Annotated in this window: 25 protein-coding genes; 14 read left to right on the top strand and 11 right to left on the bottom strand. The window is 65.5% G+C overall.

Annotation, left to right across the window (positions count from 1 at the left end):
* Positions 1 to 34 precede the first annotated feature (34 nt).
* Positions 35 to 880, top strand: a complete 846-nt coding sequence (locus AAFG07_RS06980; RefSeq protein WP_342726590.1) for a metal-dependent phosphohydrolase — start codon at positions 35 to 37, stop codon at positions 878 to 880.
* A 341-nt stretch (positions 881 to 1,221) separates the two neighbouring features.
* Entirely contained in the window at positions 1,222 to 2,163 is a 942-nt protein-coding gene (locus AAFG07_RS06975; RefSeq protein ID WP_342726589.1) for a DMT family transporter, read from the top strand.
* A 137-nt stretch (positions 2,164 to 2,300) separates the two neighbouring features.
* Here AAFG07_RS06975 and AAFG07_RS06970 read toward each other — a convergent pair whose 3' ends face one another.
* A complete protein-coding gene (locus tag AAFG07_RS06970; RefSeq protein ID WP_342726588.1) occupies positions 2,301 to 3,257 on the bottom strand; it encodes a LysR family transcriptional regulator in 957 nt (318 codons plus the stop codon).
* Between the two features lie 135 nt (positions 3,258 to 3,392).
* On the opposite strand from AAFG07_RS06970, the gene AAFG07_RS06965 reads away from it, so the two are divergent.
* Positions 3,393 to 3,776 (top strand): nuclear transport factor 2 family protein, encoded by a 384-nt coding sequence (locus tag AAFG07_RS06965; RefSeq protein WP_342726587.1) that lies wholly within the window; start codon positions 3,393 to 3,395, stop codon positions 3,774 to 3,776.
* Positions 3,777 to 4,099: 323 nt separating this feature from the next.
* On the opposite strand, the gene AAFG07_RS06960 is transcribed toward AAFG07_RS06965, so the two are convergent.
* The gene (locus tag AAFG07_RS06960; RefSeq protein ID WP_342726586.1) at positions 4,100 to 5,785 is read right to left on the bottom strand and encodes a methyl-accepting chemotaxis protein; all 1,686 of its coding nucleotides are present in this window, start codon (positions 5,783 to 5,785) and stop codon (positions 4,100 to 4,102) included.
* A 269-nt stretch (positions 5,786 to 6,054) separates the two neighbouring features.
* Here AAFG07_RS06960 and AAFG07_RS06955 point away from each other — a divergent pair, with 269 nt between their 5' ends.
* From AAFG07_RS06955 to AAFG07_RS06940, 4 genes are all read left to right on the top strand, one after another.
* The gene (locus AAFG07_RS06955; RefSeq protein ID WP_342726585.1) at positions 6,055 to 7,098 is read left to right on the top strand and encodes a C-terminal binding protein; all 1,044 of its coding nucleotides are present in this window, start codon (positions 6,055 to 6,057) and stop codon (positions 7,096 to 7,098) included.
* 146 nt (positions 7,099 to 7,244) lie between these two features.
* Entirely contained in the window at positions 7,245 to 8,591 is a 1,347-nt protein-coding gene (locus AAFG07_RS06950; protein WP_342726584.1) for an extracellular solute-binding protein, read from the top strand.
* A gap of 131 nt (positions 8,592 to 8,722) precedes the next feature.
* Positions 8,723 to 9,679 (top strand): sugar ABC transporter permease, encoded by a 957-nt coding sequence (locus tag AAFG07_RS06945; RefSeq protein ID WP_342726583.1) that lies wholly within the window; start codon positions 8,723 to 8,725, stop codon positions 9,677 to 9,679.
* Positions 9,672 to 10,580, top strand: coding sequence for a carbohydrate ABC transporter permease (locus AAFG07_RS06940; RefSeq protein ID WP_342726581.1), 909 nt, complete (start codon positions 9,672 to 9,674; stop codon positions 10,578 to 10,580). The genes AAFG07_RS06945 and AAFG07_RS06940 overlap by 8 nt, the downstream gene beginning before the upstream one ends.
* Positions 10,581 to 10,744: 164 nt before the next feature.
* Here AAFG07_RS06940 and AAFG07_RS06935 read toward each other — a convergent pair whose 3' ends face one another.
* From AAFG07_RS06935 to AAFG07_RS06905, 7 genes are all read right to left on the bottom strand, one after another.
* The gene (locus AAFG07_RS06935) at positions 10,745 to 11,566 is read right to left on the bottom strand and encodes an energy transducer TonB (RefSeq protein ID WP_342726579.1); all 822 of its coding nucleotides are present in this window, start codon (positions 11,564 to 11,566) and stop codon (positions 10,745 to 10,747) included.
* Positions 11,567 to 11,571: 5 nt separating this feature from the next.
* Positions 11,572 to 12,018 (bottom strand): TonB system transport protein ExbD, encoded by a 447-nt coding sequence (gene exbD, locus AAFG07_RS06930; protein WP_342726578.1) that lies wholly within the window; start codon positions 12,016 to 12,018, stop codon positions 11,572 to 11,574.
* 3 nt (positions 12,019 to 12,021) lie between these two features.
* The gene (exbB, locus tag AAFG07_RS06925; RefSeq protein WP_342726577.1) at positions 12,022 to 12,759 is read right to left on the bottom strand and encodes a tonB-system energizer ExbB; all 738 of its coding nucleotides are present in this window, start codon (positions 12,757 to 12,759) and stop codon (positions 12,022 to 12,024) included.
* Positions 12,760 to 12,832: 73 nt separating this feature from the next.
* On the bottom strand, positions 12,833 to 13,342 hold the full coding sequence (hutX, locus tag AAFG07_RS06920) for a heme utilization cystosolic carrier protein HutX (protein WP_342729072.1): 510 nt from the start codon (positions 13,340 to 13,342) through the stop codon (positions 12,833 to 12,835).
* An 11-nt stretch (positions 13,343 to 13,353) separates the two neighbouring features.
* A complete protein-coding gene (locus tag AAFG07_RS06915; protein WP_342726576.1) occupies positions 13,354 to 13,686 on the bottom strand; it encodes an antibiotic biosynthesis monooxygenase in 333 nt (110 codons plus the stop codon).
* Positions 13,687 to 13,826: 140 nt separating this feature from the next.
* Positions 13,827 to 16,175, bottom strand: a complete 2,349-nt coding sequence (locus AAFG07_RS06910; protein WP_342726575.1) for a TonB-dependent hemoglobin/transferrin/lactoferrin family receptor — start codon at positions 16,173 to 16,175, stop codon at positions 13,827 to 13,829.
* Between the two features lie 112 nt (positions 16,176 to 16,287).
* The gene (locus tag AAFG07_RS06905) at positions 16,288 to 16,509 is read right to left on the bottom strand and encodes a hypothetical protein (protein ID WP_342729446.1); all 222 of its coding nucleotides are present in this window, start codon (positions 16,507 to 16,509) and stop codon (positions 16,288 to 16,290) included.
* Between AAFG07_RS06905 and AAFG07_RS06900 the strand changes: the two genes are divergently transcribed.
* The 6 genes from AAFG07_RS06900 (at position 16,427) to AAFG07_RS06875 (ending at position 21,866) form a co-directional block, all read left to right on the top strand.
* A complete protein-coding gene (locus AAFG07_RS06900) occupies positions 16,427 to 16,633 on the top strand; it encodes a hemin uptake protein HemP (protein ID WP_342726574.1) in 207 nt (68 codons plus the stop codon). The genes AAFG07_RS06905 and AAFG07_RS06900 overlap by 83 nt on opposite strands.
* An 8-nt stretch (positions 16,634 to 16,641) precedes the next feature.
* Complete coding sequence (locus tag AAFG07_RS06895) at positions 16,642 to 17,592, top strand: hemin ABC transporter substrate-binding protein (RefSeq protein WP_342726573.1); 951 nt, start codon at positions 16,642 to 16,644, stop codon at positions 17,590 to 17,592.
* Positions 17,589 to 18,689 (top strand): iron chelate uptake ABC transporter family permease subunit, encoded by a 1,101-nt coding sequence (locus tag AAFG07_RS06890; RefSeq protein ID WP_342726572.1) that lies wholly within the window; start codon positions 17,589 to 17,591, stop codon positions 18,687 to 18,689. Before AAFG07_RS06895 ends, AAFG07_RS06890 begins: the two co-directional genes overlap by 4 nt.
* Positions 18,686 to 19,489, top strand: a complete 804-nt coding sequence (locus tag AAFG07_RS06885; protein WP_342726571.1) for a heme ABC transporter ATP-binding protein — start codon at positions 18,686 to 18,688, stop codon at positions 19,487 to 19,489. The genes AAFG07_RS06890 and AAFG07_RS06885 overlap by 4 nt, the downstream gene beginning before the upstream one ends.
* Before the next feature lie 108 nt (positions 19,490 to 19,597).
* Positions 19,598 to 20,950: an esterase-like activity of phytase family protein gene (locus tag AAFG07_RS06880; RefSeq protein ID WP_342726570.1), complete on the top strand. Its 1,353-nt coding sequence runs from the start codon at positions 19,598 to 19,600 to the stop codon at positions 20,948 to 20,950.
* A gap of 472 nt (positions 20,951 to 21,422) precedes the next feature.
* Positions 21,423 to 21,866 (top strand): hypothetical protein, encoded by a 444-nt coding sequence (locus AAFG07_RS06875; protein ID WP_342726569.1) that lies wholly within the window; start codon positions 21,423 to 21,425, stop codon positions 21,864 to 21,866.
* A gap of 76 nt (positions 21,867 to 21,942) precedes the next feature.
* Here AAFG07_RS06875 and AAFG07_RS06870 read toward each other — a convergent pair whose 3' ends face one another.
* Both AAFG07_RS06870 and AAFG07_RS06865 read right to left on the bottom strand, forming a co-directional pair.
* Positions 21,943 to 23,610: a mucoidy inhibitor MuiA family protein gene (locus tag AAFG07_RS06870; RefSeq protein WP_342726568.1), complete on the bottom strand. Its 1,668-nt coding sequence runs from the start codon at positions 23,608 to 23,610 to the stop codon at positions 21,943 to 21,945.
* 175 nt (positions 23,611 to 23,785) lie between these two features.
* Complete coding sequence (locus AAFG07_RS06865) at positions 23,786 to 25,213, bottom strand: MFS transporter (RefSeq protein WP_342726567.1); 1,428 nt, start codon at positions 25,211 to 25,213, stop codon at positions 23,786 to 23,788.
* An 85-nt stretch (positions 25,214 to 25,298) separates the two neighbouring features.
* Here AAFG07_RS06865 and AAFG07_RS06860 point away from each other — a divergent pair, with 85 nt between their 5' ends.
* A complete protein-coding gene (locus AAFG07_RS06860) occupies positions 25,299 to 25,757 on the top strand; it encodes a MarR family transcriptional regulator (RefSeq protein WP_342726566.1) in 459 nt (152 codons plus the stop codon).
* Positions 25,758 to 25,827: the final 70 nt, after the last annotated feature.

The following is a 25,827-nucleotide window of genomic DNA, read 5'->3' as shown; positions in this document are numbered from 1 at the left end:
GTAAGCTCGTCACCCGATCTCGGAGGTCAATGCCGTGATGACCCTTCCCGAACTTGCGGCCGACGCGCTCGGCAAATTCCTCGGCGAATACATGCAGCGCCGGTTCGGCTCTTCGCAGACCCAGCTGGTCGAGATGGTGCCCTCGATCGCGCGGATCGCCATCGAATGCATCGGCAACAGCGACGCGCTGTATCACAATGTCGAGCACACCATGCTGGTGACCCTGGCCGGCCACGCCATCCTGCGCGGCCGCGCGCTGCACTCGCACATGAGCGCCGAGGATTATGCGCATGTCATCGTCGCCTGCCTCACCCATGATATCGGCTATGTGCGCGGGCTGTTCGATGCCGACGACCAGGACGGCTACCTGGTCGCCGCCGACGGCCGCAAGGTGATCCTGCCGCGCGGCTCGTCGGATGCGGCGCTGATGTCCTATCACGTCGACCGTTCGAAGATCTTCGTGATGGAGCGGCTCAAGGGCGTCGCGCTCCTCGACAAGGAGCGCATCGCGCGCGCCATCGAGGGCACCCGCTTTCCGCAGAGCGCGCCGGACGGGGATGAGGAGTTCGGCGAGGAGGCCATCCTGCTGCGGGCCGCCGACCTGATCGGCCAGCTCGGCGACCCCCATTACATCCGCAAGGCCAACGCGCTGTACCTCGAATTCGAGGAGGCCGGACTGAACCGCCAGCTCGGCTACGATTCGCCGGCCGACCTCGTCGACCTCTATCCGCGCTTCTACTGGGACAGCGTCGCGCCGCATGTGCAGAGGGCGATCCGCCACCTCAACATCACCTCCAGCGGACGGCAATGGATCGCCAATCTCTACGGCAACGTGTTTCGCGCCGAGCGCGACATCTCGCTGTCGGGGCCGCAGAAGTAGGCGGGGATGCAGCGCAATCTCTCCCCGATGTCGTCCCGGCGAAAGCCTGGACCCATAACCACAGATTTGAGTTGTTAGAAGGCTGTGGCCCCAGCGTCGTGCAACAATGACCTTCGGTGGTTATGGGTCCCGGCTCCCGTGCGCAATTGCGCACTAGGCCGGGACGACATCGAGTATGTTGCGTCATCGAGAGGCATGTATTCACGGTCTCTCAGTATGACGGGTTCTGTTATTCGGCGGCGGCGTGGCTCCCGCGTCAGATTGCGGCCCCGCACGCATGGCTCCAATCCGCTCTTTCGTCTTGTGGCGGCGGCGGATTCGGGCACAACATCCGCCAGATAATGACCGCCTTGCCCGCACCTGCCACAACTCCACGATATCAGCCGCTGCACTGGCTCAACAACCAGCCCTATCTGCTGCTCAGCCTGACGTCGCTGTTCTGGGCCGCCAATATCGTGCTGGCGCGGCATGTCGGCAGCCATGTGCCGCCGGTCACGCTGACCACGATCCGCTGGTTCGGCGTGTTCCTGATCCTGTTGCCGTTCGCCTGGCCGCATCTGAAGGAGGACTGGCCGAAGCTGCGCAAGGCGCTGCCGCTGATGCTGCTGTTGTCCGCGGTCGGCTTCGCGTTCAACAACGCGATCTCCTACTGGGCGATGCAATATACCGAGGCGTTGAACGCGCTGCTGATCCAATCGGCGGGGCCGCTGTTCGTGGCGCTGTGGTCGCTGATCCTGTTCGGGGTCCGGCTGACGCCGGCGCAGCTTGCCGGCATCGCGATCTCGCTGGCTGGCGTGCTGACCATCATCCTGCGCGGCGATTTCTCGGCGCTCGCCAGCATCAGCTTCAACCGCGGTGACATCATGTTCGGCGCCTCGCTGGTGTCGTTCGGGCTGTATTCGGCGCTGATCCCGCGGCGGCCGAAAATCCATCAGCTCTCGCTGATCTCGTTCACCACCTGCTGCGGTGCGCTGATGCTGTTGCCGGTCGCCATCTGGGAATTCCTGAACGGCGTGACGCTGAAGCTCGACGTTCTGACCTTTGCGACGCTGGGCTACACGCTGATCTTCCCGTCCACGCTCGCCTATCTGTTCTTCAACCGCGGCGTCGCATTGATCGGCCCGAACCGCGCGGCGCCGTTCTTCCATCTGGTGCCGGTGTTCGGCTCGGCGATGGCGATCCTGCTGCTCGGCGAGACGCTCGCGCCGTACCATCTGATCGGCTACGCGCTGGTGCTCGCCGGCGTCATCATCGCTTCGCGTCAAGGCTCGGCGAAGCGCTAGCCGACGCATGATGAGATTAGGTTGGGCTGGAGCGGCATCGAATGTTCACCTCTCCCCGACGGGGAGAGGTCGACCGGAGCCGCGGCAAGCCGATTCACCCCAATCTCATCAGACTTTAGCTGACGCCCAGGATGCCGCTAGCCTGCCTTGCGCAAGCCGGCGGATTTGCGTGGCGAATGTGGCTTTGCCGCCAGCGTGTCTGTGATGAAGTCGATGAACCGCCGCACCTTGGCCGGCACGTGGTTACGCGAGGCGTAGTAGACGTAGAGCGGATAACGTTCGTCGGGCCAGTCCGGAAACAGCTCGACCAGCGCGCCGCTCCGCAAGTGGTCGTCGAGGCCGAGATCGATCACCTGCGCGATGCCGAAGCCGGCCAGGCAGGCGCCGAGCTTGGTTCCGGAATCGGTCACGGTGAGCCGCCCGTTGACCGCGACCGGTACGACCTCGCCACCGCGCCAAAACTCCCAATCGAACGGACGCCCGGTCGCAGCGTCGATGGCCATGATGCACTGATGGTCGCGGCTCGCGAGCTCCCGCGGATCAAGCGGCCGGCCGTGTCGTTCGAGATAGATCGGCGAGGCCACGGTGAGCACGCGCGCATCGAGGACGCGGCGCGCAATCAGCGCCGACGGCGCCGGCTCGCCGAAACGCACCGCCAGATCAAAACCGTCGCTGACCAGATCCGCGATCCGGTCGCGGGTCTCGATCCGCAGCTCCATGCCTGGATTCTGCAGCAGGAACTCGCTCAGCTTCGGCGACAGCACCATGCGGGAGAACAGCGGGTCGACATTGACCCGCAGCCTGCCGCGGACCGCATCGCGCGATTTCGAGGTCTCCGCCGCCGCCTCGCCGATCCCGGCCAAATGCGCGGCAACCCGCTCGTATAGCGCACGTCCTTCCTCGGTGAGCTCGACGGCGCGGCTGGTGCGGTGAACCAGCCTGGCATCGAGCCGAGCCTCGAGCTTGGCGATCGCCTTGCTGACCCCGGATTGCGTCATACCGAGCCGTTCGGCGGCCCGGCCAAAACTGCGCGCATCCGCCAGCGCCGCGAGGACCACCAGGCCGCCAACCAGCCGACCGTCAACTTCGTCCATGCCGATGCCTCTCAGTCATCCAAGAGATGACCGCCCAGTCGTAGCACTCCGCCACCATATCGGCCACTGTCGGCGCAGATCACCGGTTCGATCCGGTGAAGCCACCGCCACATCATCCGCTACGGAGATCTTGCAATGAGCGACATCCAGGCCATCGCATCCGCGATCGATGGATATTTCAACCTGATGTATGACGTCGACGACAGCCGGTTCCGCGACGTCTTCTCCGATGCCTGCATCGTGCACGGCATCCGGGACGGCAAGCACACGGTGCGGTCGGCCACGGAATTCCGCGACTTCATCCGCAGCCGTCCCTCGCCGGCGTCGATGAAATCGCCGCGCGATGAGGCCATCATCAGCATCGACCAGACCGCGTCCGATCTGGCCATCGCCAAGGTGCGCGTCAGGGCCGGCCAAACCGGCTTCATCGACCATCTCGTGTTTCATCGGATCGACGGCAGGTGGCTCATCACCACCAAGGCGTTTCACGTCGCGCAGGTCTTCCCGGCGGGATCGTAGCGTCGCCAACGACCGGCTTTTCGGAATATTAGAAATGTGACACCGATTTGCCCGACGTGTCAAGTTGCCTGGTCGAGCGCCGGCCGCCACCGGCTACTTTGCATGGGGTTGTTTTCGATATTTTGGCAGCGCCCCTGCGAAGTCTGCCAATTCCGTCATCCTGAGGAGCGCGCTCTTGCGCGCGTCTCGAAGGATCGACGGCCCGACTGAGGCCGTGCATCCTTCGAGGCTCGCTACGCTCGCACCTCAGGATGACGGGGTGCACAGTCGTGGAATGCGCTGGGTGGGTGCGCTTCGCTAGCTAACCCACCCTGCGCAATCCGTTACGCCGCACGGACCTTCTGCAGGAACTCGTCGACCGCGTTGCGCAGCATGCCCGATTGGGTGTCGAGCTCGCGCGCGTTCGACAGCACGTCGCCCGCCGCGGTGCCGGTGGCGGCGGCCGCGGTGGTGACGCCGCCGATATGGGCGGAGATCTCGCTCGAGCCGGCCGCGACCTGCTGAATGTTGCGCGCGATTTCGCGCGTCGCATCGCCCTGCTGGTCGATCGCGGTCGAGATCGAGGCGGTGATCTCGCTCATCTGCGCGATGGTCGCGGTGATGCCGCCGATCGATGTCACCGCCTCACCGGTGGAGGCCTGCATCGCCGCGACCTGGGCCGAGATCTCCTCGGTCGCCTTCGCGGTCTGGTTGGCCAGCGCCTTCACCTCGGAGGCGACCACCGCGAAGCCGCGGCCGGATTCGCCGGCGCGCGCCGCCTCGATGGTGGCGTTGAGCGCGAGCAGGTTGGTCTGGGCGGCGATCGAGTGGATCAGCTTGACCACCTCGCCGATCTTCTCCGCGCCGGTCGAGAGCGCCTGCACGGTCGCATTGGTGCGCTCGGCATCGGCCACCGCCTGGCTTGCGACTTCGCTGGAGCGGGCCACCTGGCGCGAGATTTCCGCAACCGAGCTGGAGAGCTCCTCGGCCGCCGCAGCCACGGTCCCGACATTGTTGGAGGCAGAGTCGGAGGCGGCACCCACGGTCGCGGCGCGCGCGCTGGCGTCGCTGGCGGTTGCGGTCATCGACTGCGCCGTGGTCTGCATGCCGGCGGCGGCGGAGGCCACCGTCCGGACGATGCCATTCACGCTGCGCTCGAAATCGCTTGCAATGTTCTGCATCGCGCTGCGGCGCTCGGCGGTGGCGCGCGCCTGCGTCTCGGCCTCGGCCTGCTCAAGGCCGCGGATGCGGATCGCATTGTCCTTGAAGATCTGCACGGTCGCCGCCATGCCGCCGACCTCATCGCCGCGGCCGACGCCCGGGATGTCGCCATCGAGCTTGCCGTCGGCGATGTCGCGCATGCGCGAGCCCAGCAGGTTGAGCGGCCGGGAGATGCTGCGGCCGATCAGCCAGGCGACCGAACTCGAGATGATGCCGATGCCGAGGATCGCGAGCCCGAGCAACCAGGCAATGGGACGCATCTTGGTGTCGATATCGTCGAGATAGGCGCCGGTGCCGAGATACATGTCGAAGCCAGGCACTGCGACGGCGTAACCAAGCTTTCGGATCGGCGTCTCCTGACCAGGCTTCACGTATTCATAGAACAGCAGAATGTCGCCCTTGGCCTTCACGCCGTCCATCAGCTCCTGCGAGAGCTTTCGGCCATTGGTCACGACGTCCATCCGATTTGTGCCAACCTGCTTCGGATCGGGGGCCAGCACGGTGATGCCGTTGTAGTCCGTGCCGAACAGATAGCCCGAGCCATTATCGTAGGTCATCGCGTTGCCGCGCTTACCCAACTCGGCCAGAGCCGCTTCCTTGGTCATCTTTCCGGCGTCGACATCCTTCTTCAGGCTCGCTGCCATGTTCTTCGCCATCTCGACCATGGCCTTGGCCTGGTCGATGCGCGCATTTGTCATCTCACGCTGCATCAGCTGACCGGCGAGGATGCCGGCCGTGCACAGACCGAGGAGGGTCACCCCCACCAGAATGCCGAGCTTGGGGGTGATCTTCAGATTTGACAGCTTCACGGGGATCTCCAGAAGAGGCGGGGAACGCGACGCGATTGGCGGATTGATTCCGCTCACCGTAATGTGAGACCCTTTACCTGATGGTTACGGAGGTTCCCCGTAGAAGCCCGGAGAATCGGGCCATGGACCAACCGGCAATTGTGGAGCGAGCAGCGCCGCTCGCGTAGAAGTAGGGACAGCGGTGATCCAAGCCGCGCTCCGAGAAGCAAGAACATCAAGAAGCAGACCAGCAAGAAGCAAGAACAGAAGACCTCAATCGGGAGCAGACAATGTCGAAATTCAGGGTGGTGACGCCGAAGGGCGCGAGCTTCACGGTCGCCGGCGGCGGCTATGATTATGAGCGCGAGGCGCTCGATCCGATCGGCGCGGAGATCGTCGAGGCGCCGGCCAACGAGGCCGAATTCATCGCCGCCGCCCGCACCGCGGATGCGATCTACGCCAAGGGCATGCCGATCACCAAGGCGGTGATCGACGCGCTGGAGAACTGCAAGGTGATCACGCTCGGCAGCGTCGGCGTCGACTCGGTCGACGTGAAGGCCGCGACAGCCCGCGGCATCCCCGTCACCAACATCCCCGACACCTTCATCGAGGAGGTTGCCGACCACGCCATGATGCTGCTGCTCGCCGGCTTCCGCCGCCTGATCGAGCAGGACAAGATGGTGCGCAGCGGCCGCTGGGCCGAGGGCCGCCCGGCGCTCTTGAAGATTCCGCGGCTGATGGGCCAGACGCTCGGCTTCATCTCGTTCGGCCGCGTCGCCCGCGCGGTGGCCAAGCGCGCCGCGCCGTTCGGCCTCAGGATGATGGCCTACGATCCCTTCATCCAGGAAACGCTGATGTACGACCACGGCGTGATTCCCTCGACGCTGTCCGAGGTGTTGTCGCAGTCGGATTTCGTCTCGATGCACGCCCCGGCGCGGCCCGAAGTGCATCATATGCTGACCGAGAAGCATTTTCGCCAGATGAAAAAATCGGCCATCTTCATCAACACCGGCCGCGGCGCCACCGTCGACGAGGAATCGCTGATCAAGGCGCTGCAAGAGGGCTGGATCGCCCACGCCGCGCTCGACGTGCTCGAAAAGGAGCCGCCGTCGCACAACAATCCGATGCTCGGGATGGACAATGTTACCTTGACCGCCCATGTCGCCTCGGCATCGGCACGTTTTGACGAGGCGCGCAAGCGCCGGGTGGGCTACGAATTGTCACTAGTGCTGCAAGGCATGTGGCCGGTAAGCTGCGTCAACCCGTCGGTGCTGCAGAACACCGCGCTGCGCCGCTGGCAACCCGTCAGCATGGATCGCGGTCCGAACAGCTAAGGCGGGAATGCGCTTTTCGCGCGAGGGCCCGTCTCGAGCCGGCCCTTTGCGCGGCGGGCGCGCTGCGACCACAAGACCCTTCACCGGCGGCCAACGCCGGGAAGGAACAATAACAACGAAACAATAAGAACGGGAGTGCGAACGACATGAAGTACGAGATCACGCGTCGCGACGCGCTGGCGCTGGGGGCGTCCGCGGCGGCACTGGCGGTCACCGGGGCCTCAGCGCAGGACGCATCGAAAGTAAAGGCTGCCGACGTGGCGGCGCCGTCGCTGCCGATCGAGAAGGGCGCGACCTTGCGCATGTTGCGGCCGGTGCGCTTCGTCCAGGCCGACGAAGACGTGTTCCGCGCCAATGCCAAGCGATTCACCGACAAGACCGGCGTCGAGGTCAAGGTCGACTTCGTCGGCTGGGAAGACATCAATCAGCAGACCGCGGTGACCTCGAACTCCGGCGCCGGCCCCGACATCATCATCGGCTTTGGCGACGCGCCGCACATCTATATCGACAAGCTGATCGAACTGACCGACGTCGCCGACTATCTCGACAAGCGCTACGGCGGATGGCTGACGCTGGCGAAACGCTACGGCATGCGCTCGAAGTCGAAGAGCTGGGTCGGCCTGCCGTTCGGCGCCTCGGGCGGCCCGCTGGTCTATCGCAAGTCGCTGGTCAACGCGGCCGGCTTCGACAAGGTGCCGGAAGACCACGCCGGCATTCTCGCGCTCTGCAAGAAGCTGAAGGAGGCCGGCAAGCCGGCGGGCTTCGCGCTCGGCAACGCCGTCGGCGACGGCAACGGCTTCGCCAACTGGCTGTTGTGGTCGCACAACGCCGCGCTGCTGGATGAGGAAGGCAATATCATTATCAACAGCAAGGAGACGATCGCCGCGCTGAAATATTTAAAGGAACTCTATCCGACCTTCATCGCCGGCACGCCTTCCTGGAACGACGTCTCCAACAACCGCGCCTACTCGTCGCAGGAAATCGGCCTGACCGCCAACGGCGTCTCGCTGTACTTCTCGCTGAAGAACGATCCCGCGACCAAGGCGGTCGCCGACGACACCGAGCATCAGTTCCTGCCCAAGGGACTCGCAACGACCTCGCCGATGTCGGGCCTGACGCTGAATGCGATGGCGTTCAAGCACAGCCCGTATCCCAATGCGGCGAAGGCGTTCCTGCAATTCATGCTGGAGAAGGAGCAGTACGAGCCGTGGCTCAATGCCAACTCCGGCTACTGGTCGCAGCCGCTCGCGGCCTACGCCGACGCTGCGGTGTGGTCGGGCGATCCCAAGGTCGCGATCTTCAAAGATACGATGAAGAGCCCCTATTATAACGGCTACAAGGGGCCGATCTCGACCGCGACCGGCGCCGTCAACGCCGACTATGTGCTGGTGCAGATGTGCGCCTCGGTCGCGACCGATGCGGCAACGCCTGAAGCCGCCGCCGCGGAAGCCGAACAGCGCGCCAAGCGGTACTTCCGGCGGCAGGGCCGGTAACGCCGGTCATTGAACCGTAGATCTGGACCAACCGTCATTGCGAGCGAAGCGAAGCAATCCATAGCACCGCGAGGAGAATGGATTGCTTCGTTGCTTCGCTCCCCGCAATGACGGCAGCGGACGAGCATTCAATGTCTGTAACGACACTACCTACACGGGGACAAGTGCTGCGCCAGCCGGGCTGGCTCGCGCGGCTGTTCGACTACAAGCCGTTCCTGATCGTGATGTGCCTAGCGCCCGCGGTCGGCCTGCTGCTGGTGTTCCTCACCTATCCGCTCGGCCTCGGCATCTGGCTTGCCTTCACCGACACCACGATCGGCCAGCGCGGCATCTACATCGGGCTCGAGAACTTCCAGTATCTCCTCAAGGATCCCCTGTGGTGGAACGCGGTGTTCTACTCGATCTTCTATACCGCGGTCGCGACCTTCGGAAAGTTCGCGCTCGGCTTCTGGCTGGCGCTGCTGCTCAACAACCATTTTCCGTTCAAGAGCCTGATCCGCGCCATCGTGCTGCTGCCGTGGATCGTGCCGACGGTGCTCTCCGCGCTGGCGTTCTGGTGGATCTACGATCCGCAGTTCTCGATCATCTCCTATCTGCTGGTCGACGTGCTGCACCTGCGCGACAGCAATGTCGACTTCCTCGGCTCGCCCTGGCCGGCGCGGTTCTCGCTGATCGCGGCTAACATCTGGCGCGGCATCCCGTTCGTCGCGATCTCGCTGCTGGCCGGGCTGCAGACCATCTCGCCCTCGCTCTATGAGGCGGCGATGCTCGATGGCGCCACCTCCTGGCAGCGCTTCCGCTACATCACCTTCCCGATGATGATGCCGATTCTCGCAATTGTGATGACGTTTTCGATCATCTTCACGTTCACCGATTTCCAGCTCGTCTACGCCATCACCCGCGGCGGCCCGGTCAACTCGACCCACCTGCTGGCAACGCTGGCGTTCCAGCGCGGCATCGCCGGCGGCGAGCTCGGCGAGGGTGCCGCGATCGCGGTCTCGATGATCCCGTTCCTCGTGTTCGCAACGTTATTCAGCTACTTCGGCCTCGCCCGCCGCAAATGGCAGCAGGGAGAAGCCAATGACTGACCAAAATGTTCAAGTATTGGCCCAATCCTCCAACGTCGCCAGCGCCACGCCCGACACGATGGCGTGGGATTCCCGCGCCCGGCGCGTGGTGATGATCTATCTGCCGCTCGCCTGCTTCATCCTGATCCTGCTGTTCCCGTTCTACTGGATGGCGATCACCTCGTTCAAACCGAACGCGGAGCTCTTGAACTACAAGGAGCACAATCCGTTCTGGATCACCTCGCCGACGCTCGCGCATGTCAAGCATCTGTTGTTCGACACCTCGTATCCGCGCTGGCTGAAGACCACCATGCTGGTCGCGATCGGCTCGACCTTCCTGTCGCTGTTCGCCTCGACGCTCGCGGCCTACGCGATCGAGCGGCTGCGCTTCCGCGGCAGCCCCTATGTCGGGCTCGGCATCTATCTCGCCTATCTGGTGCCGCCGTCGATCCTGTTCATTCCGCTCGCCACCGTGATCGTGCAGTTCGGCCTGTTCGATTCACCCTTGGCGCTGATCCTGGTCTATCCGACCTTCCTGGTGCCGTTCTGCACCTGGCTGCTGATCGGCTATTTCAAGTCGATCCCCTACGAGCTCGAGGAATGCGCGCTGGTCGACGGCGCGACGCGGCTGCAGATCCTGTGGCGGATCACGCTGCCGCTCGCGGTGCCCGGCCTGATCTCGGCCGGCATCTTCTCCTTCACACTGTCCTGGAACGAGTTCATCTACGCGCTCGCCTTCATCCAGAGCGGTGCCAACAAGACCGTGCCGGTCGCGATCCTGACCGAGCTCATCACCGGCGACGTCTACCAGTGGGGCGCGCTGATGGCCGGCTCCCTGCTCGGCTCGCTGCCGGTCGCGCTGTTCTACTCGCTGTTCGTCGATTACTACGTGTCGTCGCTGACGGGGGCGGTGAAGGAGTAGCGGGGCTTCCGGCGTATGGAAGCGCACTCAATCTCTTCCCGTCACCCTGAGGAGCGCGTAGCGCGTCTCGAAGGGTCGACGGCCGCGAGCGGGGCCGTGCATCCTTCGAGGCTCGCTCCGCTCGCACCTCAGGATGACGGGGATAGAAGGGCCTCGATCGCGACCTACCGCGGCACGAACGCGACCGGCACGCTAAAACCCATCGAGCCCTGCGGCATCTCGGGCGGAAACGCCGGAAACGGCTGGGCCTGGCGCAGCATCGCCAGCGCCCGCGCGTCGAAGGTCGGATTGCCGGAGGAGCCGCCGAGACGGCTCGACAGCACCTGCCCGCCACGGCCGAGCGTGAACACCAGCCGGACCACGCCGCGCTGGCCGTTGCCGCCGGCGGGATAGGAATGGAAGCGCAGCAAATGCGCGCGAACGCGTGCGTTGTAGGCCGCGATCGCCGACGCGGCTGCGCCGGCGCTGATCGCGGATGCCGCGGGCGCCTGACGCTCGGCGCGGCTCGGCGCGCTGGTGCGTGGTGCCGGCGTCGCCTCGGACGGCTTCTTGGCCTCCCGGCGGATCACCTTCGGCTTGATGGGTTCGGGCTTCCGCTCCGGAACGACCTTCGTAGGTTCGGGCTTCGGCGGCGTGGCCTGCTGCTTCTGCTCCGGCGGCGCCGCCACTTCGGGCTTCTCCTGCAGCGGCGTCGGCGCGATCTCCTCCCGCACCGACTGCGCGGCGGCAGGCTCCGGCGGCGACGCGTCAGCCTCCTGCATCGCCGGACCCGGCGGCAGTTCGGTCTCCGAAATCGCCGGCGAGGACGTGATCGGCGTCAGGTCGACCAGCACCGCGGGCACGGCAACCCCCGGCGGCGGCGCCGAGACCCAGGTCATGCCGAGCGCAATCAGCGCCGCATGCGTGGCCAGGATCGCGACCGCCGACAGGCCCCACCGCCTCAACCTGATATCGTCGCCCGCATCATGAAGCGCATACGCGTTCATCGAAATCAGCTTCGTCCGTCGAGGCCGACCAGCGCGATCTTGAGATAGCCGGCATTGCGCAGCAGGTTCATCACCTCCATCAGGTCGCCATAGCTGACCGCCTTGTCGGCACGCAGGAAGATGCGCTCGTCCTTCCTGCCTTGCGTCGCGCCGTCGAGGGTCGCAGTCAGCGCATCACGCGCGATCAAATCCTCGCCGACGGCGACCGAGAGGTCTGATTTCACCGTGACGAACACCGGCTTGTCCGGCCGCGGCTGCGGCTCCGCGGTCGAGGCCGGCAGGTCGACGCCGAGATCGACGGTCGCGAGCGGCGCCGCCACCATGAAAATGATCAGCAGCACCAACATCACGTCGATGAACGGCGTGACGTTGATCTCATGCGCCTCGACCAGGTCGTCCTCGCCGCGACGCCGGCCGCCGAACGCACCGCCAGTGCCAAGCTTCGCGCCCATCGCCTACTCCGCGGCGCGCGCCAGCCGGAACAGGCTGCGATCGCCCTCGCGGCTCACCAGCAGCATCACCATGACGGAGGCGTCGCCGAGCAGCGCACGGTAGGCCGCGATCGAACGCGTCAGGTGATTGTAGATCACGACCGCCGGAATCGCGGCCACCAGACCGAGCGCGGTCGCCAGCAGCGCCTCGGCGATGCCCGGCGCGACCACCGCAAGATTGGTGGTGTGGGCCTCGGAGATGCCGATGAAGGCATTCATGATGCCCCAGACCGTGCCGAACAGGCCGACGAACGGCGCGGTGGCCCCGATGGTGGCGAGCACGCCGGTGCCGCGCGCGATCTGCCGCGACATCGCCGCCTCGACCCGCTCCAGCCGCAGCGCGATGCGCTCCTTGAAGCCGTCATCGAACATGCCGCCGGACAGCGCGGCCTCGCGCGACGCCGACTGCACGATCTGCGCCACGGCATCGCTGCCGTCGCGGCTCGCCTGCTCGACCTCGGCGAGCTGCGTGTCGCGCTCCAGCAGGCCGATCCGCTGCCGCGCAAGCGTCGTCTTGCGACGGATCTCGATGGTCTTGGCGAGCCAGACCGTCCAGGTCACGAGCGAGGCGAAGGCGAGCCCGATCATGACCGCCTTCACGACGATGTCGGCGCTCTCGAACATCCCCCAGGGCGAGAGGTTGCGCGGCAGCAGCGCAGCGTCCGCCGCCGCAAGGCTCGCGCCCGGCGGCATTGCGAACATGGCGCACGCCAACATCCCGATGCGTCGCCCAAGCCTGCGATGCGACATAGTCGCCTCCCGTCCTTCGTCGGTCTCAGCCCGCCTTCGGCGCGAGGCGGTCCGCCAGCGCGTGGAAGCGCGCCAGCTGGTCGCCGCGCAACGCGCGCGTCTCGTCACGGCCGACGAACACCTTGAACATGATGCCGCCGTCAAGATTGATGAAAGCGATGAAGGCCGACACCTTGCCCATGAACGGCCGCTCGACGAACGCGATCGCCGCACAGCGCTCATGCCTGAGGTGGCCGTGCAGGCCCTTCGGCTGCATCAGGTTGAAATAGCCGCGGCCCATTTCGCCTTTCGGAATGGCGCCGGTGAACTCGAAGATCGCATCATCGGTGTGGACGATCAGCGTCACCTCGCCCCACTCCGCGATGTCCTGCATCGCGGCGGCGAACTCGGCGGCGCCGATCCGCACCATGCCGCCCGGCAGCGCCTCGAGCACCGCGCGCGGCGTCACCTTGCGCTCGCGCGCGACGTCCTCGATGACTGCGCCGGGATTGTCGGCCATATAGGCCTTCAACCCGGCAGGCTCCGCGTTCTGCACGGCCGCCTCCGTCACGCCGGGCTCTTGGCGCGCTCGGTGATCAGCACCTCAAAGCCTTCGAATCTCGGATGGCCGAGATAGAGGCTGCCGCCGGTCTCGTTGCCGGCGCGGGAATGGGCGCGGCGGAACGCCTCCGACTTGGTCCAGTCCTCGAATGCCGCCTTGCTGGCCCACACCGTATGGGTCGCATAGAGCGTGTGGTCCTCGGCCTCGGGGCCCTTCACCAGGTGAAACTCGATGAATCCGGGCAGATCGCCGAGATAGGATTCGCGGGTCTTCCAGACCGTCTCGAACGCCTGTTCCTTGCCCTTGATCACCTGAAACCGGTTCATTGCGATGAACATGAAAGCCTTCTCCTGTTTGACGGCGGATGCCCGCGGGCGATCCTGCCGGTTGATCTCGTTGATATCATGAATGCGCCAAAGCCGCGCTGGGGGCACCAGCGCGGCCGGAGCAACCTGGATGGAATGATCGGCTCGTCGCGTTACGCTCCACCTAGGTGAATCCTGAGCCCGGCCTTGTAGACGGTGCCCGGGCCGGGGCTCGAGAACAGCACGTCGTTCTGCGTCGTGCCGTCGCTCGAGGAGCCCGGGATCGCATAGGGCCGGTAGTACTGGTTCAAGAGATTGTCGACCGACGCCGTGAAGGTGATGTCCTTGGTGGCGTTCCAGGTCAGATAGAGGTTGACCAGCTCGTAGCCGGTCGACGGTAGATAGCCCGCCGGCAAATCGTTGTTCGCGCCGAACGAGGACCATTGCGCGGCAATGATCAGCGTGCGGTCGAGCAGGCGCACGCCGCCCGTCGTCGTCACCTTGCGCGGCGTGATGGTGGCGAGCCCCACATTGGTCCCGGTGTTCCGGCCGCGCATCAGGTGGCCGGCGACACCGAGGAACCAGTCGCCTGCGTCATACATCGTCTCCAGCTCGAAGCCCTCGATGCGGGCATGGGCGATGTTCTGGTACTGGTAGAACTGGCTGAAGCGTCCGAACGGCGTCAGGGTCGGCGCCGACGGAACGAGGTCGATATAGCCATCGACGTCGTTCTGGAACACGTTGATCTTGCCGCGGAATGAATCGTTCGCGGTGAAGATGCCGTCATACTTCAGATTGATGCCGGCTTCCTTGTTCTTGCCGACCTCGGGCCGCAGCGTCGCATTGGGCAGGAAGCAGAACAGGCCGCTGGTGCCGTCGGGGCAGTTGAACAGCGCCGGGCCGCCGCCGGTGGCGTGGCCGCCCGAGATCAGGGTCTCGGTGATCGACGGCGCGCGATAGCCTTCGGCATAGCTCACATAGGGCGTGAAGCCGGCCACCGGCGTGACGCCGACCGTGATCTTCGGCGACAGCCGGTCGCCGCTGGTCGTGGTGTTGATCGAGGTGAGCTCGTAATGATCGTAGCGGACCGCACTGACGAGCTCAAGCCAGGTCGAATAGTTCTGCTTCAACTGCACGAAGCCGCCGGACACCGTGCGCTGGCCGCCGGGCGTCGTGATGTTGGAGTTGCCGCGGGAGTCGAAGGTCTCGACATCGTCGCGGAAGGCGTCGAAGCCGTAGGTCACGGCGTTGCGCCAGTCGCCGAAATTGAAGCGCGAGGTGTTGTTGACGTCGAGGCCGACGGTGTCGAGCGAGTAACCGCGCTTGTCGCCGACGCAGCCGGAGATGTTGTTGCCGGGATTGGCGAGCGTGCAGACGCCGCCGCCTGACGTGATGCGGTTGTTGTAGGTCTTGACCTGGTCGTTGTCGGTGCGGTTGCCGTAGACCGAGATATTCCAGTCGAACAGCGTGTCGTCGGGCTTGGAATAGCGCCAGCTCAGCGTACCCGTGTAGTTCCTTGCATCGGAAGCGTAGACCGAGGAGCCCGCGATCGCGGCCAGCGGCGCCGCCGTCGTGGTCGGGCCGCGGTTTTGCTGACCGATATTGTACTGGTAGTCCTGGAAGACGCCGCCGATCTTGAACTCGTGGCCTTCGGCCGGACGGATCGTCACCTTCATCAGGCCGGCCGCGATATCGTTGCCGGTGTTGCCGATCTCGGTGCCCGCGCCGTCCTTGTAGTTGCCCTGGGTGCGGTAGACCGCGCCGCCGAACACATCGACATTCGGATCGGCGCGCACGCCGCCGAACACCGAACCCATGCCGCGGTCCTTGTTGCTGCCGTAGGACCCCGACATGTCGACGCCCCAGCGCTCGCCGGGACGCACCACGTCATCGATGTCCTTGGTGCGGAACGAGACCACGCCGCCGATCGCACCGGAGCCGTAGATATTCGCGGTCGGGCCGCGCACCACGTCGACGCCGCCGATCAATTCGGGATCGAGGAAGAACGAGCCGTTGGCGTTGTGGCCGGTGCGTTGATAGTTCTGCCGCGCGCCGTCGACCACCACAGCGACGCGGCCGAAGTCCTGCAGGCCGCGGATGTTGATGACCGTCGCCGGATCGTCGCCGCGCTCCTGGAACGAGACGCCGGGCACGTTATAGAAAATGTCGGACAGCCGGTTCGGCTGCAGGCCCTGAATCTTCTCCAGCGTGACGGAGCTGACCGGCGCCAGCGCGTCGATCGCGCGCTCTTCGGTCTTGGATGCGACAGCCGTGATGGTGTCGAGCGATTGCACCGGCACCGCGCCGATCTGCGCACGCGCATTCATCGCAGGCGACGCCGCCGCCTGCGGGTTGGCCGCGGGCCTTGGCTTGCGCTCGACCTGCTTCGGCCGTTCGGTCGCGGGACGCGCAGCCGACGGATCGGCCGTTTGCGCCAAGCCGTTTGCCGGCAGCGCCGCCGAACATGAAAACACCGACGCACCCAAAATCAAGGCGCGCGAAACCCTAGCCCCGTCAGCCATTCTAGCCCCAGCCCGATCATCGCATTTCTGGTTTGGCTGGCGTGCGCTCCACGGAGCGGCTTGCTGGCTACGTTGCGATGCAAGCCACAAGCTCGCATCGAGTGATGATTGGTTACGAGCCGGCAACAAAACGGTCAAGAATGCGGCGGCGCTGTTTACATCGATTGTAAAGTGCAGCCGTTGGAATGCGCCTTCGCCCGCTTGTACAAGCAAGCATCATTTGAAGATTTCGTAGGCGCAGCACCACGAGCATGTCGGCACCTTCCGGAGACAACATCGGCGCGGCGGGAAAACACGCCGCATCCGCGTCTGACGCCGCCAAAACGCTCGTCATGCACGGGAATCGCCTTGACAGCCGCGACCTGTTCTCGGCTGAGCGCGAGATCATCATCGTGCATGGCGAAGAGCATTACCGCTTGCGGTTGACCTCGCAGAACAAGCTGATCCTGACCAAGTGACGGCTCCAATGACAATTTGTCGCACGCTCGCTCTGCTCGCGCTCTCCTGTCTGCTGCCGATCGGCGCGGCAACCGCCGAGGGCATCACCGTGCACGACGCACGCGACCGCGACGTCGTGATCGACGATCCCACGCGGATCGTCTCGATCGGCGGCGCGATTACCGAGATCCTCTATGCGCTCGGCTTCGAGGACCGCATCGCCGGCGTCGATGCGACCAGTCTCTACCCGCCGTCCGCGCTGCGGGAGAAGCCCGACGTCGGCTACATGCGCCAGCTGTCGCCGGAGGGTGTGCTCGGCCTGCACCCATCGCTGGTGCTCGCGGTACAGGGCTCCGGGCCGAAGGAGACCATGGACGTGCTGGAAGCGGCCAAGGTGCCGCTGGTGCTGGTGCCGGAGACGTTCTCGGAGGCCGGACTGGTCGAGAAGATCAAACTTGTGGGCCATGCCATGGGCGCCGACCCGCGCGCCGCTTGCCTCGCCACAGCGGTGGAGAGTGACCTCGCGCAACTGCGCACACTGCGCGCCAAAGTGACAAAACCGGTGCGCGTGATGTTCGTGATGTCGCTCCTGAACGGCCGGGCGTTGGCCGCGGGCCACAAGACCGCCGCGGACGAGATCATCCAGCTCGCCGGCGGTGTCAACGCGATCGACGGTTACGACGGCTACAAGCCGGTCAACGACGAAGCCATCGTGGCGGCCAAACCCGATGTCGTGCTTTCGATCGATCGCGGCAAGGACTCGCTGACATCGGAGGCCGTGTTCACGCATCCGGCCTTCGCGCTGACATCGGTCGGCACCAACAAGGCCTTCATCTCGATGGAGGGGCTTTATTTGCTCGGCTTCGGGCCGCGCACCGCGGCCGCGGCACGCGACCTCTCGGTCAAGCTCTATCCGGCGCTGGCGCCGGAGGCCGCCACCTTCAAGCCGGCGGCGCTGACCGCGAACTGCCGGCAATGAGCGTGCTGGCCGAACGCCGCGCGCGTGCGAAGCAACGGCGCGCCGGCATGTCGCTGCGGCCGGCGGCGCCACTCACCCTGCTCTGCCTGCTTGCGGCGCTCGCGGGGACCGCCCTGGTCGCCCTGACGGTCGGGGCTGCGGGTATCCCAGTGGCACGGCTTCCCGCCGCGCTCGGCCTATGGGCCGACGGCGTGGCCAACCCGCTGCTCGCGCGCGACCAGCTCGTGGTGTGGTCGATCCGCATCCCGCGGATCGCGGCGGCTGCGATGGTCGGCGGACTCCTTGCCGTATCAGGCACGATCATGCAGGGCCTGTTCCGCAACCCCCTCGCCGATCCCGCGCTGGTCGGCGTCTCGTCCGGCGGCGCGCTTGCTGCCGCAGCGGCGATCGTGTTCACCGACAGCCAGCTCGGCGAGAGCCTGCGCTTCCTGCAACATCAATTGCTGCCGCTCGCGGCCTTCGCCGGTTCGCTGATCACGACCATCCTGCTCTATGGCATAGCGAGCCGCGGCGGCCGGACCTCGATTGCGATCTTCCTGCTCGCCGGACTTGCGATTGCCGCGATCGCCAATGCCGGCATCGGGCTCCTAGTCTTCGTCGCAGACGACCGCCAGCTGCGCGACATCACCTTCTGGATGCTGGGCTCGCTGAGCGGCGCGACCTGGACCAAGCTCACAGCGCTGGCGCCGGTGCTGGCCATTGCCCTGATCGCCTGCCTCTGGATCGCGCGCGGGCTCGACGTGCTGGTGCTCGGCGAGGCCGAGGCATTCCACAGCGGCGTCGATGTCGAACGGCTGAAGCGGATTTCGATCGTGCTGGTATCGGCAATGACCGGGGTCGCGGTTTCGGTCTGCGGTGTTGTCGGCTTCGTCGGCATCGTGGTGCCGCATCTGCTGCGGCTGGTGATCGGACCCGGGCATCGCCTGCTGCTGCCGGCCTCCGCATTGCTCGGCGCCATCCTGTTGGTCGGGGCCGACACGGTGGCGCGCACCATCGTCGCCCCCGCGGAAATGCCGATCGGCATCCTGACCGCGGCGATCGGCGCGCCGTTCTTCCTCGCCATGCTGCTGCGCCGGCGCTCCCTGGTGTCGCTGTGAGCGCGCTGCTGGAAGCGCAGTCGGTATCGATGACAATCGGCGGCGCCACGCTGGTCGATACGGCCTCGCTGCAGATCGGCGCCGGCGAGATGGTCGCGATCGTGGGTCCCAACGGCGCCGGCAAATCGACCCTGCTGCGGATGCTGTCGGGCGATCTCCGTCCGTCGCGCGGAACGATCCGGCTCAGGCAGCGCGACCTCGACGCCTATGGTCCGCGCGCGCTGGCGCAGCACCGTGCGATGCTGTCGCAGCACGTCAACGTCACCTTCCCGTTCACGGTCGAGGAAATCGTCAGCATGGGTGGCGGCGAGAGCCCGCGCGCGGTGACGCGGGCGCTGGTCACTGCCACGCTGGACGAGGTTGGGCTTTCGCATTTCCGGTTCAGGCAATTGCCGACGCTGTCCGGCGGCGAGCAGCAGCGCGCACATTTCGCCCGCGTGCTGGTGCAGCTCGCCTGCGGTGAGGCGCTGCATGGGCCGGGGCTGTTGCTGCTGGACGAGCCGACCTCGAGCCTCGATTTGCGGCATCAGATCGACCTGGTCGAGACCGCCCGGCGGCGCGCCGCGCGCGGCACCGCCGTGATCGCAATCCTGCACGATCTCAACCTCGCGATGCGGTTCGCGGATCGCATCCTGCTGCTGCATCGCGGGCGGCTTGCCGTCGACGGCGACCGTGCCGCCGCGATGCAGGCCGACACGCTGAGGCAGATCTTCGAGATCGACGCCACGATCGACTACACCGCGAGCGGCGTGCCCTTCCTGCTGCCGCAGACGATGCGGCCGGCGGGCACGGCGACGTAACGCCGCAAGGCTTATCCCATCGCAACATCCGCGGTTCACAAAACTGTCAGCCGGCTGTAACAGGCGGCTCCGAGAACACCGCATCGTTTATCCTTTGGGAGATCAACCATGCGCCTGTCACTGCTCTGTTCCGTCGCCTCGATCCTGCTCGCCACACCGGCGTTCGCGCAAAGCGAGGGCGAATTCCCGGCGACGCTGGCAGGACATGCCGTGATGCCGGCAGAGAGCTTCATCGACGCCCCCGCCGATGCCCCGGCGGATTTGAAGACATCGGGCAAGTACACCACCGGCAAGCGCGTCGACGCCATCGGCACCGTGATGGGCAAGTCCTACGAGCGGCCGACCGGCGTGTCGCTGCCGTTCAAGGGCCAGCCGCTGCAGGGACATTCCGGCATCAAGGCGATGCCCGACGGCTCGTTCTGGGTGATCACCGACAACGGCATGGGCTCGCGCTACAACTCGGCGGACTCGATGCTGTACCTGAACCGCTACAAGATGGATTGGGCGAACGGCAAGATCGAGCGTCAGGAGACCGTGTTCCTGCACGATCCCGACAAGAAGGTGCCGTTCCGTATCGTGCATGAGGACACCGCCAAGCGCTACCTCACCGGTGCCGACTTCGACACCGAAGGCTTCCAGATCATCAACGACACCTTCTGGATCGGCGACGAGTTCGGGCCCTACATCCTCAAGGCCGACAAGACCGGCAAGATCCTCGCCGTGTTCGAGACGGTCGCCGACGGCAAGCCGGTACGCTCGCCGGATCACTGGGCCGTGCAGTCGCCCGGCGCGCCCGGCGCCACCTACACCAACGTCAATCTGCGCCGCTCCAAGGGCTATGAGGGCTTTGCCTCCTCCAAGGACGGCAAGTTCCTCTACGGCCTGCTCGAAGGCCCGTTGTGGGATGCCGACAAGAAGGATTGGGAGAAGGTCGACGGCAAGGAAGCCTCGCGCATCCTCGAATTCGACGTCGCGGCGGAGAAGTTCACCGGTCGCTATTGGCAATATGTGTTCGAGCAGAACGGCAATGCGATCGGCGACTTCAACATGATCGATCCGGCCCAGGGCCTCGTGATCGAGCGCGACAATGGCGAAGGCACTGCCGACAAGGCCTGCCCGCAAGGCCAGCGCGGCGAGAACTGCTTCCCCGACCTCGCCAAGTTCAAGCGCGTCTACAAGATCGAGCTGTCCGACGCCAATGTCGGCAAGCCGGTGCGCAAGATCGCCTATATCGACCTGATGAAGACCCGCGATCCGAACAAGAAGGCTCGCAAGCCGCTCAACGACGGCGTCTACACCTTCCCGTTCTTCACCATCGAGAACGTCGACCGGGTCGACGAGACCCGCATCATCGTCGGCAACGACAACAATCTGCCGTTCTCCTCGAGCCGCGATCCGAACAAGGCCGATGACGACGAGTTCGTGCTGCTCGAAGTCGGCGACTTCCTGAAAGCGAAGTGAGGCGATTGCTGTCGCCACTCACAACGGTGTCGTCGCCCGGCTCGACCGGGCGATCCAGTATTCCAGAGGCGTCCGAACTCAGCGGATAAGCCGCGGCGTACTGGATGCCCCGCTCAAGGCGGGGCATGACAGTAAGTATGCGGAAGCAGTCCCGTCATCCCCGCGCAAAGGCTTCGCCTTTGTCGCTGGAGGTGCGAGCGGAGCGAGCCTCGAAGGATGCACGGCCCCGACGATGCCGCGCGGAGCAAGCCGGGCCGTCGCCCTTCGAGACGGCCGCTTTGCGGCCTCCTCAGGGTGACGGTGATAGAGCTGCCCCGCCACACTCAGCGTTAGCTCGCTCCTTCTTCATCCGAATCCCCGAACATAGGATCGCGCTGGACAAGGCGCCAAAGGTTGTCTTGCAATTGCCCTTCTACCGATGCGCTCAATGATGATAGCCTCGGCCGATACTTGAATCGCTTCGGGGCAAATCATGCGAGACAAATCCAGCCTGACCTACATCGAGGCGTTCATCGCCGCGGGCTTCGTTGCGTATCTGGGCTGGGACCAGAGCTGGGGACTTCCACCTCCAATCGTCGCCTTGATGCTCGGCGTGATCGTCTACTTTGCCTACCTATGCTTGATGCGACGCTTGGTGAGATTTCATCAAAACAGTTATGAGGTCGTGGCGACGATCTTGGCCGTTGCCTGGGGCGTGTTGGCTTACCTGGTCACCGGCGCGCTGCAGGCGGGATTTGCCAATCAGATACCCGCCTCGCTGCTGATGCATCTGTGGCCCTGGATCGCGGCGCTGGCAGCTTTCATCGGAGCACTCGCCAGCAAGGTGCGCTTCATGGACGATGTTCGCGAATATGTCGTCGGCCGTCGCGCGCGCTGGGACAATCAGCAATGGCTGGAGGAGGACGCGGGCTTCTAGCCCGCGTTCTCCCACGAGGCGTCACTCCTTCTTCGTCCGATAATTCGCGAACGTCGTGTCGTGCACCTGACGCAGATCAGCCTGCCGGCACCATCACGACGCCCTTGTCCTTGGGCCAGCGCATCCGCCAGGCGAAATTGATGTCACGGACTTCGCCCGCCTTGGCTTCGAACGCCCATTCCAGCACGCCGCGTCTGTCGCGCAGGTTAGTGGTGGTCGCCGGCGTCGACGACGGCAGCATCTCGACCACGATATCGTCGTTCTCGCTGACCGGGAGCTGATCCTGGATCGCGACCTTGATCGGGAAGTCGTGGCCGTTGCGCACCGTGGTCTTGAACGCGCGTTCGTCGGTCTTCGACGTCGTCACGATCAGGCCGGCGGAGCCCTCGTTGCGCTTCACCACCGTGCGCTCGATCTTGACCTTGTCGTCGGCGCCGAAGCCGAGCCGCACGGTCTCGTCCTTGGCGGCGGTCGCCATCCGGCTGCGGCCGACAAAGATGCCGTCGCGATAGATCGAGACCTGCCCCGGCAGCAGCGGCGCCTCGTCCGCCTGCACGAAGCTCGCTTCCAGGAACGCGGTCGGGTCGATCACCGGAACGGCGCGCACCGCGAGATCGGGGGTGATCGTCGCCGTCGAGATACGCAGGCTCTTCGCGCCCTCGTTGGCGGCGACGCTGACGCGGCCGGGAATCTTGAAGGTGGCCTGGAACGCGCCGACCTCGGCGACGGCGTCCCGCTCCTCGGCCTGCTTGAACAGATGCTGCTCCATCGGCGGCGCAGCCGGTGCCGGCATCAGCGCCGAGGGCTGTTGCACGCTGTCGAAAGCTCTGCCGGCGGCCAGCGGTCGCGGCGGCTGCGGATATCGTACGATCAACGAATTGAGGTCGGGCGCATTGCCGCCGCGGGCGACGCGCACGGTGGAGACGGCGAGCGCGACGTTCGACCAATCCTCGCCGGTCGACTGGGTGATCTCGGCGCGGCGCACCAGCTCGATCGCCGGCTTGCGATCCTTGGCGCCGGTGTCGAGACGGGCGTCGTAGAGCGGCATCCAGCGGGCGTTGCGCACCGCATAGGTCACCCGCAATGTCGCGCGGGTCGCGGCGGCGGAGGCAAGCTCGATCCGTACCTCGAGCTTGCTCGGCGGCTTGGCCGCGCGATCGGCTTCGAGGCGCGCGATCTCGCGATCGATGTCGCGCTGCTTGCGCGCGGCATCCCGGATCGCGGTGTCGGCGGTTGCGACTTCGTCCCCGACCGCCGAGAACGCGGCGCGCCACTCGCTGACCGGACGCGCCTCGCCCTTTTCGCCGATTCCGACCGGCGAGGCCTCGGCGAAATGTTCGGCGAATTTGCGCCGCGCCTCGGCCGAGGTGATGATCCCCTGCAGATCCTCGCGCTGATCTCGCAGCGCCTCGATCCGCTTGTCGATCTCGGGCAGGTTCGCCGGCTCCACCGGGCGCGGCGGCCGCGCGTCGATGGCCCCGATCGTCAGCCGGCCACCCGCCTCGCCCTCCACGCGGAGCGAAGACGGATCGAGCCCCATCGGGAAATCCTTCGCGACGAGCGTGTTGTCGCCGGCGGGCAGATCCAGCGTGATGACGCGGGTGACGCTCGCGCCATCGGGATAGACAGTCACGGCGTCGACCTGCGACGCCGCATCGAGATTGGCCGCATGGAGCGGCCGGGCAACCAGCGCACCCGCCAGCACCAGGCTGGTGGTCACAAGACAGTTCGCAATCTTTCGCATCACATCCCTCCGGGAAACATCGCATCGCGCGAGACGGACGGCACGCCCGCTCAAAGGCGCGCCGTTTCTCGTGGTGAGACGCAGCGAGGAAAGGACTGGTTCGATTGAGGTTTCCCTGCGGCACGACGATGGCACGCTCGCGGCTGCCGGATGGCGCGGCGACGGCTTTCACCCGTTAGCGGTCCGCCCTGCGCCGGATGAACAGGTAATTCGGCACGAAACCGGCAATCGTGATGGCAATCATGATCCACCAGCCGCGCTGAAACGCCGCGATCCGGTCCGCCATCGAGACCGGGGTTGCAAGGATCGCGACAAAGATCGCAACCCCGATCGCAAGCGCCGCCTGCCGGATCATGTTGATGACACCGGAACCGGTGGCAAACGACGATGGCGGCAGCGAACCAGCACCGACGCCCATCAGGGTCGGAAAGGTCAGCCCGACACCGATACCGGTGAGCATCATACCGACCACAAAGGCAGGCATGTTGGGGTCGGCGCCAAGCAACGTTGCCCAGATCGCAAGGCCGCCCGCGAACGATACGATCCCGGCGGACACAACGGCCGCGGCGCCAAATCGCGCGATCAGACGGCCGGCGAACAGCAAGGAGGTGAACGGGACAAGCAGCGGACCCGGCGCGATCGCAAGGCCGGTCTTCAACGCCGACCAGCCCCACACGGTTTGCTCCCACAGCGCCACCGACAGCAGCATCGCGCCGAAAGCCGCCGAGTAAGGCGCCATGACAAACGTCGCCCCGGTGAACAGCCGCACCTTGAACAAGGCAGGATCGACGAAGGGGTTCTTCGATTTGAGGCAGTGCCACGCAAAGGCAGCGAGCGAGATGGCCGCGACGGCAAAGCCAAGCACGACGCCGCGCGAACTCCATCCCCAGTCGTTCGCCTTCACGATCGCAAATGTCAGCGCACCGATGCCGCAGGTCACCAGCAGCGCGGCCCATGAACTCGGACGCGGCACGTCATGGCCGGGCACCTCGGGCAATTTCAGCCAGCCGATGATGAGTGCGACGATGCCGATCGGGACATTGACGATGAAGATCCAGCGCCAGTCGAAGGTGACGAGCACGCCGCCCGCCAGCGGCCCCAGCGCGGCGGCAAGGCCGCCGATCGCCGTCCAGGTCCGCACCGCGCCGGGACGCTGCTCGGGCGGGAACGACGCCAGCAGCAGGCCGATCGAGGTCGGGGTCATCAACGCCGCACCGGCGGCCTGCGCGACGCGCGCGACGACCAGCAATTCGACATTGCCGGCAAGGGCGCACGCCGCCGACGCGGCCGTGAACAGCGCAACGCCGAGCAGGAAGCTGAGATTGCGGCTGTGGCGCTCGGCGAGCCGGCCGAAGAACACCAGCAGCGCCGCATAGACGATCGCATAGCCGTTGAGGATCCAGGACAGATCCTCGAGCGAGGCGCCGCGGAATTCCTGCGCGATGTTCGGCAGCCCGACATTGACGATGAACAGGTCGAGATTGGCGAGGCAGATTCCGACCGATACGATCGCCAGCACCTGGCGCGGTGTTGCGACGCGAGAGCGCGGCCGCGCAGCAGTCCCGACGGCCGGCCCGATGGTCTCCGCCTCTACCTCCGACATCACATCCTCCAGACAGATACGTGCATATGCATCTATTGCCATTAGGTGCATATGCATGTATCTGTCAAGCCCATTGGAGGCGGCGATGGCGAAAACGGAACCCAGCCGGTGCAATCTCACGGCGTTGCGCAAGGCGACGCGGCGGGTGTCACAGCTTTACGATCAGGTCCTTGCGACATCCGGGCTGCGCGGTACGCAACGGGCCATTCTGGTCTATGTCAGACGATCAGGCGCGCCGACCATGGGCGAACTGGCCGCCGCGCTGGTGCTCGACCGCACCGCGCTCAACCACAACCTCAAGCCGCTCGAGCGCGACGGCCTGCTGACCATCACCGTCGACAAGAACGACCGCCGCAGCCGCCTGGTGCGGCTGACCAAACGCGGCGAAGGCCGGCTGGATGAGTCGCAGGCCGCCTGGCTCAAGGCCCAGGAGCGCTTCGAGACCGCCTTCGGCGCAAAGCAGGCCGGCGATCTCAGGCAAACGCTCGAACTGATTGCCGCGCTCGACTTCGGCGAGCGCGCGGCCGATTTGCCGGTGTCATGACCGGCTGCAAACGAAAAGCGGCCCGGCGTTGCCGCCGGGCCGCTCGTTCTGACACGATCAGAATCGACCG

It is taken from the genome of Bradyrhizobium sp. B097 (genome assembly GCF_038957035.1).
Taxonomy (GTDB): Bacteria; Pseudomonadota; Alphaproteobacteria; order Rhizobiales; family Xanthobacteraceae; genus Bradyrhizobium.
This window is presented reverse-complemented; position numbering and strand designations above follow the sequence as displayed.